Raw genomic sequence first — 12,410 nt, 5'->3', positions numbered from 1 at the left:
TTCCGTGGGAGCCATAGGCGATCTGTTCGGATGGATCGCAACACCGCTGTATTACGCCATCTCGGGCATCCTGCTCGTATGGCAGAAGGCGTTCTCGTACGTCATTCCGTCTGAAGGTTGGCAGTGGGCCCTGGCCATCGTCGGCCTGACCGTGACCATCCGCGCGCTGCTGATCCCGCTGTTCGTGAAGCAGATCAACTCCAGCCGCAACATGCAGCTGCTGCAGCCGAAGGTCAAGGAGCTGCAGAAGAAGTACGGTCACGACCGCGAGAAGCTCGCCAACGAGACCATGAAGCTCTACAAGGACTCGGGCACCAACCCGTTCGCGTCCTGCCTGCCGCTGCTGCTGCAGATGCCGATCTTCTTCGTGCTGTTCCGCATGCTCGAGCACGCCTCGGACGGTGTCGGCAAGGGATTCCTGAGCGACGAGGCCGCGCACGAGTTCGCGACGTCGACCTGGCTGGGCTCGCTGCTCTCGGACCAGTTCACGACGGCCGACCACATGAGCACGTACTTCCTCACCGGGTTCCTGGTCGTGGCGATGATCGCGACCACCTTCCTGACCCAGCGTCAGCTGATGTCGAAGAACATGCCGGCCGACGCCATGACCGGTCAGTACGCCCAGCAGCAGAAGCTGCTCCTCTACGTGCTGCCCGTCGTGTTCGCCGTCGGTGGTATCGCCTTCCCGGTCGGAACGATCCTCTACTGGACCTCCTCCAACCTGTGGACGATGGGTCAGCAGTTCTACGTGATCCGCAACAACCCCGCACCGGGGACGCCGGCGTTCGACGCCAAGCAGGAGCGCGAGCGGGAGAAGCGCCGTAAGAAGGGTCTGCCCGACGCGGAGATCGACATCGCCGAGGCCAACGAGGCCGCGGCCGAGAAGCGTCCCGCGCAGCGCACCCAGCCCAAGGCCCAGACCAGGAGCCAGCGGAAGAAGGCCGGCACGACCGCCGGTCGCTCCACGACCCAGAAGGACGGGGGAACCAAGTGACGACTCAGGATGTGAGCGAGACCGTGACTGAGCCGGTGGAGGAGGTCAGCGAAGAGACGCGCCTCAAGCAGCTCGAGCAGGAAGGTGACATCGCGGCCGACTACCTCGAGGAGCTTCTCGACATCGCCGACCTCGATGGAGACCTCGACATGGACGTCGAGGGCGACCGTGCCGCCGTCTCGATCGTCGGTGGCGACCTGCAGCAGCTGGTCGGTCGCCACGGCGAGGTCCTGGACGCGCTCCAGGAGCTGACCCGGCTCGCGGTCTACCGCGAGACCGGTGAGCGGTCCCGCCTGATGCTCGACGTCGGTGGCTACCGTGCTGACCGTCGCTCGACGCTCATGGCGCTCGCCGACGAGACCGTCGCGAAGGTCAAGGAGTCCGGTGCCCCGGTCTCGCTCAAGCCGATGTCGCCGTTCGAGCGGAAGGTCGTCCACGACGCCGTCGCCGGTGCCGGGCTCACCTCCGAGTCCTCTGGCGTCGAGCCGCGGCGTTACGTGGTCGTACTGCCTGAGTGACGCTGACACAAAGAGATCGCCCCTCGTGCCGTGTGGCACGAGGGGCGATCTCTTTGTGGTCTCGACAAGCTCGACCACCGGTTCAGCTAGGACCAGTAGACGACGACCCGGTCGCCGATACGGATCTGGTCGAAGACCCAGGCGATAGACGACTTGTTGCGGACGTTCGCACAGCCGTGGGAGCAGCCGTTGTAGCCGCGGGCGGCGAAGTCGGAGGAGTAGTGCACCGCCTGGCCGCCGTTGAAGAACATCGCGTACGGCATGGGCGTGTGGTAGATCGAGGAGACGTGGTTGCGGCTCTTCTTGAAGACCTTGAACGCGCCCTCGCGGGTCTTGGTGTCGGAGCAACCGAAGCGGGCGTCCATCGCCCGGATGATCTTGCCGGCGCGTACGTAGCGCATCCGACGGTCGGTCTTGTCGACGCAGAGCACACGGCCGGTGAGGCAACGACGGTCGAGGTTGTAGAGCTTGGCATCGGTCGGCGTGCTCGTCAGGGAGCGGAGCCGGTCGAGGGTGCGCTGGTTGACCTTGCCCGTGATGGCCAGACGCTGGTTGCGCTGGAAGGCCTTCACGGCGCTGGTCGTCTTCGAGCCGTAGTTGCCGGTGACCCGGCCGCTGTAGATCCTCCGTTCCTTGAGGCGCGCCTGGACCTTGCGCACCCCGAGGCCGGTCGAGCCCTGCTGGTAGAGGACGGTGTACGCCGTGTGCAGCCCGATCTGCCCGACGGAGGCCGTCGGCGCAGTGGCCTGGGCGCTGCTCGGCGCCGCGATCGAGCCCAGGGAGAATCCCAAGGCGAGGATGGTGGTGAGGAAGATCGCCACCGGGGTTCTACGGACGTTCACATCAGCTCCGTGGTCATGGATGGTGGCCCGGTCGCACGGGCCGCTGGAGTCGCACCCCGAGTGCGACCTTCTACGACTAAGACGTTCGAGCAGCGTGCGCGGTTGCATCAGATTCGCGAGGCTGCTCGCGGACTTTAGCGCACCCGACGCCCCGACGACGCCTTTGGGAACGCTTCTGCGAATTCGTTGGGCTGACGTTCTTCCAGGCGTCTTCAGGGAGGTGTGTTTCACGTGAAACGGGGTGGCCATCGAGCCTGTCGAGATGACCATGCGCGCGTGCGGTTCGTGAGCTCGACCACCGGGTCCTCGTGCATGTGCGGGGGGTGGTCTCGACGGGCTCGATCATCGGGTCCTCGTGCACGTGCGTGGGGTGGTCTCGACAAGCTCGACCACCGGTCATCGAGCACATGCTGGGGGTGGTCTCGACAGGCTCGACCATCGGGTCCTCGTGCACGTGCGTGGGGTGGTCTCGACAAGCTCGACCACCGGTCATCGAGCTTGTCGAGATGACCGTTGCTGCGGAGTAGATAAGGGGTGTGGGGTCGTCGAGGTGTTGGCCAGGCGTGGGAGCTCACCGAGCTCTCCTCTGATGAGCGCGAGCCGCTTGGCCCGACCCCAGTTCTGGATCTGTTTCTCCCGCATGAACGCATGCTCGACGTTGTCGTATTGCTCGTACCAGACGAGCTCCACGGGGAGGCGGTGTCGGGTGTACTCCGAACCGAGGCCGACTCGGTGTTCGGTCATGCGGCGTTCAAGGTCTGTGGTGCTGCCGACGTAGAGAGTTCGGTCCCCGCAGAGAAGCATGTATGTGTAAGCCATGTCCTCATCATGAGTGGCACCACCGACAGTCTCGGAGGTCGAGCTTGTCGAGACCTCTGTTCGTCGGGGTGGTGGTCTCGACAGGCTCGACCACCGGTCATCGAGCTTGTCGAGATGCCCCGGACGTACGTGGGGTGGTCTCGACAGGCTCGACCACCGGGGTGGGGTGGTCTCGACGGGCTCGACCACCGGGGTGGGGTGGTCTCGACGGGCTCGACCACCGGGGTGGGGTGGTCTCGACGGGCTCGACCACCGGTCATCGAGCTTGTCGAGATGCCCCGGACGTACGTGCCGCAATGTTCGGCGGGTTCGACCACCGGGAGTTCTTGGTTGTGCGTTTCACGTGAAACAGTTTGTGTGTGAGCGAGGAACGTGGGGACTTGGGTGGTCTGGGGGAGCTCGACCCTCGGGCGGAGAAGGTGTTTCCGGCTGATCGACTCGAGCTCGCGGAGAGGTACGCCGCTTGGCTGGCCGACGCAGGGGTCGTGCGCGGTCTGATCGGACCGCGGGAGGTTCCGAGGCTGTGGGATCGACACATCCTCAACTGCGCGGTGCTGGGGGAGGTGATCCCTGAGGGGGTCGCGGTGGCGGACATCGGGTCCGGTGCGGGACTCCCCGGTCTGGTCCTCGCGATCGCTCGCCCGGATCTGCACATCACGCTGATCGAGCCGCTGCTGCGGCGTACGACCTTTCTCGAGGAGGTCGCCGAGGATCTCGGCCTCGAGAACGTGACGGTGCTGCGGGGGAGGGCGGACGCCTTCCACGGCGAGCTCGGGTTCGACGTGGTGACCTCGCGAGCCGTGGCGGGCTTGGGCAAGCTGCTCGACTGGTCGATGCCGTTGGTCGTCCCCACGGGTGCGCTGGTCGCGATGAAGGGGTCGAGCATCGAGGCGGAGATCGAGGAGGCCGAAGCGGCGCTGAAGAAGTGGGCATGCGCGCCGCCGACGGTCTCAGAGCTCGGTGTTGACGTTTTGGAGACGACAACTGTTGCGGTTCGGGTGGTTTGGTCGGATCCCGCACGGGTAGATTGGCCGCCGGTCCCGAAGGGCGGCCAGAAAGGGCCCAAGGGCGGGCCCCGAAAGACGAAGCGCCGCCGCTGAAGGTGGTCGAGCTTGTCGAGACCACGAGCTTTCGGGCGTGAGACGTCATCTCGACAAGCTCGATACACCGCATCTCGACAAGCTCGATACACCGCATCTCGACAAGCTCGATACACCGCATCTCGACCAGCTCGATGACCGAACGATGAGGATGAGGAAACATGCCGTACGACGACGAGAGCGCGCAGAACGCCGTTTCACGTGAAACCGACGAACCGGTGTCGATCAGGCTCCGTACGGCCGGGGACATCGCGTCCTTCGAGAACGACTTCGACACAGAGGCGACGCCGCTGGCCGCTGCTGCCGAGCACACGCTCCTGGCACGTGGTGCGGCGAGCAACCGGCCACCGCTGCCGCGCCCGGCGAGCACGCGCGTGATCGTCTCCGCCAACCAGAAGGGCGGCGTCGGCAAGACCACCTCGACGGTGAACATCGCCGCGGCTCTGGCGCAGCTCGGTCAGAAGGTTCTCGTCATCGACCTCGACCCACAGGGCAACGCCTGCACCGCGTTCGACGTCGACCACTTCCAGGGCACCCCGGGGACGTACGAGGTCCTGGTCGAGGGGGCCAGCCTCGAGAACGTCGTGGTTCCGGTCCCGAAGCTCGAGGGCCTCGAGCTGGTGCCGGCGACCATCGACCTGGCCGGTGCCGAGGTCGAGCTCGTCGAGGAGGACGGGCGCGAGCAGCGCCTGAAGGAGGCGCTGGCCAGGTCTCCCCGAGTTGGTGACGCGGAGGACCGGTGGGACTACGTCCTCATCGACTGCCCGCCGTCGCTGGGCCTGCTCACGGTCAATGCGCTCGTCGCGAGCACCGAGGTGATGATCCCGATCCAGGCGGAGTACTACGCGCTGGAGGGCCTGGGCCAGCTCCTCAAGACCGTCGAGATGGTGCGCGCCGCGCTGAACCCGACGCTCAAGGTCTCCTCGATGCTGATCACGATGTACGACGCCCGCACCCGCCTCGCCTCGCAGGTCGCCGAGGAGGTGCGCGAGCACTTCGGCGACACGGTCATGCGCACGTTCATCCCCCGCGCCGTGCGCGTGTCCGAGGCGCCGTCGTTCGGGCAGACGGTGATGACGTACGACCCCGGCTCGCCGGGTGCGCTGAGCTATCTCGAGGCCGCCAAGGAGCTCGCCAAACGGAGCGAGCAGGGGTGATCGAGCTTGTCGAGATCACCCGTAACACGGCACGGAACTGACATGGGGGACACTGAAATATGAGCAAGCAGCCGCCAAAGCGTGGTCTCGGACGAGGTCTGGGCTCGCTGATTCCGACCGCTCCGCCCGCCGGCGGAAACGAGTCGGCGGATCGCGCTTCTGTCCAGCTGGACGTCCGTCATTCGGACCTTTCCGCTGGAGCGACTTCTGGCGCATCCGTGGACCCCAGGTCCACCGACTCGGCGGCAGGCCGCCAGATCGAGAATTCGGATCTGGCACCCGTCGACGGCGCATACTTCGCCGAACTGCCGGTCACCCAGATCCACCCCAACCACGTGCAGCCTCGTCAGGTCTTCGACGAGGACGCGATGGCCGAACTGGTCCACTCGATCAACGAAATCGGCCTCCTGCAGCCGATCGTCGTCCGGAAAGTGGCGACCGACTCCTACGAGCTGGTCATGGGTGAGCGCCGGTGGCGCGCCACCCAGCAGGCCGGCCTCGATGTCATCCCGGCGATCGTCCGCGAGACCGACGACACCGACATGCTCCGGGACGCCCTGCTGGAGAACCTGCACCGCTCGCAGCTGAACCCCCTCGAAGAGGCGGCCGCCTACCAGCAGCTGCTCAGCGACTTCGAGTGCACCCACGACGAGCTCGCCCAGAGGATCGGCCGGTCACGGCCGCAGATCTCCAACACGATCCGGCTCCTGAAGCTGTCCCCGTCGGTCCAGCGCCGGGTCGCCGCCGGCGTGCTCTCGGCCGGTCACGCCCGGGCGTTGCTCGCGGTCGACGGCGAGCCGCAGCAGGACAAGCTGGCGCAGAAGGTGGTCGCGGAAGGCATCTCCGTACGCGGCCTCGAGGAGATCGTCGCTCTGGGCGATCCTGACGGCGACGCCTTCGCTACGCCGCGCGTGCGGAGGGCCAAGCCGACCGCTCCTGGCCTCAAGGAGATCTCCGACAAGCTCTCGGACCGCTTCGACACCCGGGTCAAGGTCGATCTGGGGCGCTCCAAGGGAAAGATCACCGTCGAGTTCGCCACCCTCGACGACCTGCGTCGGATCGTCGAGCTGATGTCGCCCGCACCCGACGAATCCATTTAGGCATCAAGCGCTAAAGCGCTTTGTCGACAAATAGATTTCTACTCCGGCCATCGGATGCCGTCCGGTCATCGAGCCTGTCGAGATGACCTTCGTTCCAGCACGGTGGTCTCGACAAGCTCGACCACCGGTGTTGCTCGGTCATCGAGCTTGTCGAGATGACTTTTCGTGTCGGGACGGGTGGTCTCGACAGGCTCGACCAGCGGTGTTGCTCGGTCATCGAGCTTGTCGAGATGCCCGTTGTGTCAGCACGGTGGTCTCGACAGGCTCGACCACCGGCGGCTGGGCTACTGCGTGTTCGTCGAGGGGTGCTCGGCGCCGCGGATGGGGAGACCTGGGATGGGGCCGGTGGCACCGAACGTCTCCAGGAGCTCCATCTCGGCCTCGATGACACCCGCCAGGCGACGCACGCCTTCTCGGATCCGCTCCGGGGTGGGATAGCAGTAGGAGATCCGCATCGAGGAGGCGCCGAAGCCGTCGGCGAAGAAGCCGGTGCCGGGGACGAACGCGACTCGCGAGGTGACCGCGCGGGGCAGCATCGCCTTGCTGTCGATGCCGGAGGGCAGCGTCAGCCAGACGAAGAAGCCGCCGTCGGGCTTGGTCCACGTGCAGGCCGCGGGCATGTAGGCCTCGAGCGCATCGAGCATGGCGTCGCGGCGCTCGCGGTACATCTCCCGCATCTCCTTGATCTGGCCCTGCCAGTCGTGGTTGGAGAGGTAGGCGGAGACGGCCATCTGGTTGAACGGCGGCGGACAGAGCGTCGCGGACTCCTGGGCGAGGACGAGCTTCTCACGGATCGCGGAGGGGGCCAGCGCCCAGCCGACCCGCAGGCCGGGGGAGAACGTCTTGGAGAAGGAGCCGAGGTAGATGACACCCGGGTCCTGGGCGCGCATTGCCGGGCGCGGCTCGTCGTCGAAGCCGAGGAGGCCGTACGGGTTGTCCTCGAGGACCAGGATGTCGTGGCGCCGGCAGATCTCGAGGATCTCGGTGCGGCGCTCGGGCGTCATGGTGACGCCGGTCGGGTTCTGGAAGTTCGGGATCGTGTAGAGGAACTTCACCTTGCGACCGGAGGCCTTGGTCGAGATGATCGCCTGCTCGAGCGCGCTCGGGATGAGGCCGCTGGCGTCGACCTCGGCGTGCACGATGTCGCACTGGTAGCCCTTGAAGACACCGAGAGCACCGACGTACGAAGGGGCCTCGCAGATCACCACGTCGCCGGGGTCGCAGAAGACGCGGGTGACCAGGTCGACGGCCTGCTGGGAGCCGACGGTGACGACGACGTCGTCGGGGTGGGCCTCGATGCCCTCCAGGCGCATGACCCCGCAGATCTGCTCGCGCAGGACGGGATCGCCCTGGCCGCCGCCGTACTGCAGCGCGGTCGGGCCCTGGGTCATGATGAGGTCTTTGATCGAGTCGCCGACCACGTCCAGCGGGAGGCTGGAGATGTTGGGCATGCCGCCTGCCAGCGAGACGACCTCCGGGCGCGCAGCGACTGCGAAGAGTGCTCGGACCTCCGAGACCGTCATGCCTGCGGTGCGTGCGGCATAGCGGTCCGCGTACGGATCGAGGCGGGAGGATGTTGCGCGCTGGGGAAGATCATTCATGGTGTCACCATCATGAAGGATCGCATACGCTGGTAACAGACCCTTAACCGAGTATCAAGGGTGAGACATGGCACGCCGCATCCTGCCGCTGACGCTGGACCTCTTCGCCGAGGTCCCGGCGCCGTGCCGCGCCTGCCTGTTCTGGGAGCGCGACCCCGTGGGCCATCGCCGCGTCGACTCCTCGGAGACGATCGGGGTCAAGGAGGCGTGGATCTCCGAGGTGCTCCGCGAATGGGGATCGTGCGGGCGGGTGGCCGTGGTGGACGGTACGCCGGCGGGGTTCGTCCTCTACGCACCGCCGGTCTTCGTCCCGCGGGTCGCCTCGTTCCCGTCCGGACCGGTCTCCGCCGATGCCGTCCTGATGACCACGGTGTGGATCGATCCCCGACTCGTCGGTGGCGGGATCGGGCGGATGCTCGTCCAGGGGATGGCGCGCGACCTGGTCCAGCGGGGCTCGGTCCGTGCGATCGAGGCCTTCGGCGACGTGGGGCCGCTGAGCGGGATCCACGGTCGCCGCTGCGCTGCCCCGGCCGACTTCCTCGGCCGGGTCGGGTTCAAGACCCACCGGGACCACCCCACCGTCCCGCGGATGCGCATGGACCTGAAGCAGACCGTCACCTGGATCGATGACTTCGAGTCCGCCTGGGAGCGGTTGCGTGATGTCGTACGTCCGCGCAGCCACCCGTCACCTGCCTCCACGGAGCTGCATCGCGACAGCGAGTGAATGTTTCCCGTGAAACGGTGGTCGAGCCTGTCGAGACCACCACTTGAGCCCCGGTGGTCGAGCCTGTCGAGACCACCACCACCACGAAATGACGCTGGCCCGCCACCTCAACAGGTGGCGGGCCAGCGTGTGTCAGCTGGTGTCAGCCGATGAACTCCTGCAGCTCCTTGAGCAGCGCGGCCTTCGGCTTGGCGCCGACGATGGACTTCACGACCTCGCCGCCCTGGTAGACGTTGATGGTCGGGATGCCGGTCACGCGGTAGGTGGAGGGGGTGACGGGGTTCTCGTCGACGTTCATCTTGGTGAAGGTGACCTTGTCACCGTGCTCGCCGGCAAGCTCCTCGAGGATCGGGGAGACCTGGCGGCACGGGCCGCACCACTCGGCCCAGAAGTCGACCAGTACGGGCTTGTCGGACTTCAGAACGGTCGAGTCGAACTCGGCGTCGGTCACGGCGGTCATGTTGTCAGCCACGATGGGTTCCTTCTCGGGTAGGGACGTGTTTCGGGAGGTCTGTGGTCAGAACGCTCGGCTTGTGCCCGGCATTCCCGGGCACCCGGTCATCGAGCTTGTCGAGATGCGGTGTATCGAGCTTGTCGAGATGCGGTGTATCGAGCTTGTCGAGATGACCACCAGGGTAGGCGAGTATCAGGCGGAGACGGTCGCAGCCGCCGCGGCGTGGGCTTGGTGGGCGAGGAACTTCTCGGCGTCGAGCGCGGCCTGGCAACCGGTGCCGGCAGCGGTGATCGCCTGACGGTAGACGTGGTCGACCAGGTCACCGGCGGCGAAGACGCCCTCGATGTTGGTGGCGGTGGTGCCGTCCTTGGTGAGGACGTAGCCGTCGTCGTCGAGGTCGACCTGGCCGGTGAGCAGCTCGGAGCGCGGGATGTGGCCGATGGCGATGAACAGGCCGGCGCACTCGAGGTCGCGCAGCTCGCCGGTCTTGGTGTCCTTGACGGTGATGCTCTCCACGGAGTGCTCGCCGTTGATCGACTCGACCACGGAGTTCCAGGCGATCTCGAGCTTCGGGTCGGCGAAGGCGCGCTCCTGCATGATCTTGGAGGCGCGCAGCTCGTCGCGGCGTACGAGCAGGGTGACCGAGGACCCGAAGCGGGTCAGGAAGAGGGCTTCCTCCAGCGCGGAGTCGCCGCCGCCGACCACCACGATGGGCTTCTGGCGGAAGAAGAAGCCGTCGCAGGTGGCACACCAGGAGACGCCCTTGCCGGAGAGCTCGTCCTCGCGGGGCAGGCCGAGCTTCTTGTAGCCCGATCCGGTCGCGAGGATGACTGACTTCGCGTAGTGGGTGTCGGTCGCGGTCTTGATGACCTTCACCGCGCCGGTCAGGTCCATCTCGATCACGTCGTCGGGCTCGAGCTCGGCACCGAAACGCTCCGCCTGGGCACGCATGTTGTCCATCAGCTCCGGACCCATGATGCCGTCTCGGAAACCGGGGAAGTTCTCCACCTCAGTGGTGTTCATCAGGGCACCGCCGGCGGTCACCGAGCCCTCGAAGACGAGTGGCTGCAGTCCGGCGCGGGCGCTGTAGACCGCTGCGGTGTAGCCCGACGGGCCGGAACCCACCACGATCACGTTGCGGGGGTCGGTCGGGGACGACGGGGTCGGCATCTTGAGGCTCCTCAGGTGTGGCTGGCGAACTGCACAACAGATCGTAGGCCACGTACATTCCACGGCCCTGAACGCCGAGACGTCACCCGCGTCGGCCGAAGCGTCACGTACGTCGTGCGAAGCGGCACCGGCGTGACATCTCGGCCGACGGGAGTGACTTCTCGGCCGACGTAGCTGACGCTTCGTCAGGAGACGGGGGTGCCGAGGACCTCGATCTCCTTGACCTCGGCGCGGTAGCCGCCGTCGCCGGTCGGGAGGCCGGTCAGCCAGACGAGTACGTAGCTGCCCTCGGGGGCGTCGTCGAGCTTGATCTCGCCTTCGACGCCGACGCTGCCCTTGGCCGCCGGAGCGCCGCTGGGGTCGTCGGTCCACGGTGAGTCGCCGACATAGACGCTGATGTCTGTCGGCTCGCCGATCATCCGGAACTTCAGGGAGTCGACTGCGTAGTCGCCCTTGAGATTGAGCACGACGCCAATACCTGGCTTGAGCGAGCGCGGACCATCACCGATCTGGTCGTTGTAGGTGGAGGTGCGCCAGTTGGTGACGGGGTCGTCCTTCCCGTCGACCACACCCGCGACCAGGTCGGGGTATTCGCTCGGCGGGTCGCCGTGGGGGTCGAGGTCCTTGGCGGTGATGCCCTTGATGGGGGTCGGCTTGGCCTCAGCTGTGGTGTCGCCGCCGTTGTTGCCGGTGCCGGGGTTCTCGGCGGTCGTGTCGGGGTCGTCGCCGATGATGTTCCAGGCGATCGAGCCGGCGATGAGGACGAGCACCACGAGGGCGACGCCCATCGCGATGCGGAGCCAGCTGGCGCCGGGCTTGTCGTTGTAGTCCGGCTCCTCGGCGATCGGTACGTTGGCGCCGGTCCACGGGCCCTGCCAGCCGTTGTAGGAGGCATCCGGGGCCACTGGCCGCCGGGCGGCGGCGGGGGGAGCCTGCTGCGGGCGCTGCGGCGGCACGTATCCCGGGGTCTCGTCGGCAAAGAGCGGCTTCGACGGGGTCGGGTCGTGCATCGGCGGCGGGGAGGACGGGCGCTGGCGCTGAGGGCGTACGGCATCGGGAGCCACGCCGATGGCGTTCGACGCAGCCCGTGCCTCGGCCGGCTCGGCCTGGGCCGGCGGAGCCATCGCCTGGGTCTCCTCGTCGATCGCCGAGGGCCGGTTGAGCGGCGCGGTCGGCTCCCCGGAGAAGCCGGCGAGCGCGGAGTGCAGCTCGGCCGCGGTCAGCGGCGGCATGTCGGCGCTGCTGCCCAGCACCCGGTCGCACAGGTCGTCGAGGGGACGCGGCACGCCGGCGCGTACCTGCCGGGGACGGAGCACACGGCCATGATCACGCGGCGCGGGAGGCATCGAGGACAGGGTCTCGCCGGCCCACTTGCCGGTCAGGGCGGCGTAGAGGACGCCGACGGCGTCGACCCGGTCGCGTCGCTGGGAGTCACGCGTGTCGGGGTCGATCCCGTGCAGCGCGGCGTCGACGCCGAAGCCGATGACGCGCACCGCCCCGAGGTCGTCGAGCAGCACGGCCTCGGGGTTGAGCCGGCCGTGGGCGTGGCCCTGGTCGTGGGCCAGGACCAGCAGGTCGGCGACCTCGGAGGCGATCCAGGTGGCCTGCTGCGGCGGCAGCGGTCCACCGGCGGCCAGCGCGTTCTCCAGCGACGAGCCCTCGCCCCACTCGTTGACGACGTACGCCACCTGGTCGGTCTGGGCGGCGTCGAGGACGCGCAGCATCCGGGGGTCACCGATGGCAGCGGAGTTGCGGGCCGCGGCCATCAGACGCGGCGCACGCTCGTCGTGGGCGTCGAGGACATGCACGGCAACCGGGCGGCCGAGCACCGCGTCCTGGGCGCGCCAGAAGCGTCCCTCGCGGGACTCGCTCAGCAGATCCGTCAGTTGGTATCTGCCGGCGAGGACGTCACCTGATTGCGTGTACTCCAT

Annotated in this window: 12 protein-coding genes; 6 read left to right on the top strand and 6 right to left on the bottom strand. The window is 67.2% G+C overall.

Annotation, left to right across the window (positions count from 1 at the left end; translation table 11 throughout):
- The first annotated feature begins 4 nt into the window (after positions 1–4).
- Both yidC and ACFWQC_RS10750 read left to right on the top strand, forming a co-directional pair.
- Entirely contained in the window at positions 5–994 is a 990-nt protein-coding gene (gene yidC, locus ACFWQC_RS10755) for a membrane protein insertase YidC (RefSeq protein ID WP_355018865.1), read from the top strand.
- A 23-nt stretch (positions 995–1,017) separates the two neighbouring features.
- Positions 1,018–1,512, top strand: coding sequence for a protein jag (locus ACFWQC_RS10750; RefSeq protein WP_378676977.1), 495 nt, complete (start codon positions 1,018–1,020; stop codon positions 1,510–1,512).
- An 86-nt stretch (positions 1,513–1,598) separates the two neighbouring features.
- On the opposite strand, the gene ACFWQC_RS10745 is transcribed toward ACFWQC_RS10750, so the two are convergent.
- Together ACFWQC_RS10745 and ACFWQC_RS10740 are read right to left on the bottom strand one after the other, a co-directional pair.
- Positions 1,599–2,354 carry a peptidoglycan-binding protein gene (locus ACFWQC_RS10745; RefSeq protein ID WP_378676974.1) on the bottom strand — a complete coding sequence of 252 codons (756 nt, stop codon included), beginning with the start codon at positions 2,352–2,354 and terminating at the stop codon, positions 1,599–1,601.
- A 489-nt stretch (positions 2,355–2,843) separates the two neighbouring features.
- Positions 2,844–3,173, bottom strand: a complete 330-nt coding sequence (locus tag ACFWQC_RS10740; RefSeq protein ID WP_378676971.1) for a GIY-YIG nuclease family protein — start codon at positions 3,171–3,173, stop codon at positions 2,844–2,846.
- Between the two features lie 359 nt (positions 3,174–3,532).
- Between ACFWQC_RS10740 and rsmG the strand changes: the two genes are divergently transcribed.
- The 3 genes from rsmG (at position 3,533) to ACFWQC_RS10725 (ending at position 6,530) form a co-directional block, all read left to right on the top strand.
- Entirely contained in the window at positions 3,533–4,273 is a 741-nt protein-coding gene (rsmG, locus tag ACFWQC_RS10735; protein WP_378676968.1) for a 16S rRNA (guanine(527)-N(7))-methyltransferase RsmG, read from the top strand.
- 161 nt (positions 4,274–4,434) lie between these two features.
- Positions 4,435–5,430, top strand: coding sequence for a ParA family protein (locus tag ACFWQC_RS10730; protein ID WP_378676966.1), 996 nt, complete (start codon positions 4,435–4,437; stop codon positions 5,428–5,430).
- Between the two features lie 59 nt (positions 5,431–5,489).
- On the top strand, positions 5,490–6,530 hold the full coding sequence (locus ACFWQC_RS10725; protein WP_378676963.1) for a ParB/RepB/Spo0J family partition protein: 1,041 nt from the start codon (positions 5,490–5,492) through the stop codon (positions 6,528–6,530).
- 284 nt (positions 6,531–6,814) lie between these two features.
- On the opposite strand, the gene ACFWQC_RS10720 is transcribed toward ACFWQC_RS10725, so the two are convergent.
- Entirely contained in the window at positions 6,815–8,131 is a 1,317-nt protein-coding gene (locus tag ACFWQC_RS10720) for a PLP-dependent aminotransferase family protein (RefSeq protein WP_378676960.1), read from the bottom strand.
- Between the two features lie 67 nt (positions 8,132–8,198).
- On the opposite strand from ACFWQC_RS10720, the gene ACFWQC_RS10715 reads away from it, so the two are divergent.
- Complete coding sequence (locus ACFWQC_RS10715; protein ID WP_378676957.1) at positions 8,199–8,855, top strand: GNAT family N-acetyltransferase; 657 nt, start codon at positions 8,199–8,201, stop codon at positions 8,853–8,855.
- 142 nt (positions 8,856–8,997) lie between these two features.
- On the opposite strand, the gene trxA is transcribed toward ACFWQC_RS10715, so the two are convergent.
- From trxA to ACFWQC_RS10700, 3 genes are all read right to left on the bottom strand, one after another.
- Positions 8,998–9,327, bottom strand: coding sequence for a thioredoxin (gene trxA, locus ACFWQC_RS10710; protein WP_091044069.1), 330 nt, complete (start codon positions 9,325–9,327; stop codon positions 8,998–9,000).
- 174 nt (positions 9,328–9,501) lie between these two features.
- The gene (trxB, locus tag ACFWQC_RS10705; protein WP_378676954.1) at positions 9,502–10,479 is read right to left on the bottom strand and encodes a thioredoxin-disulfide reductase; all 978 of its coding nucleotides are present in this window, start codon (positions 10,477–10,479) and stop codon (positions 9,502–9,504) included.
- A gap of 185 nt (positions 10,480–10,664) precedes the next feature.
- Positions 10,665–12,410, bottom strand: coding sequence for a hypothetical protein (locus ACFWQC_RS10700; RefSeq protein ID WP_378676951.1), 1,746 nt, complete (start codon positions 12,408–12,410; stop codon positions 10,665–10,667).

Source organism: Nocardioides sp. NPDC058538 (genome assembly GCF_042719275.1).
In the GTDB taxonomy this organism is placed as follows: Bacteria; Actinomycetota; Actinomycetes; order Propionibacteriales; family Nocardioidaceae; genus Nocardioides.
The sequence above is the reverse complement of the archived record's forward strand: the minus strand, read 5'-3'. Positions and strand labels throughout refer to the sequence as shown.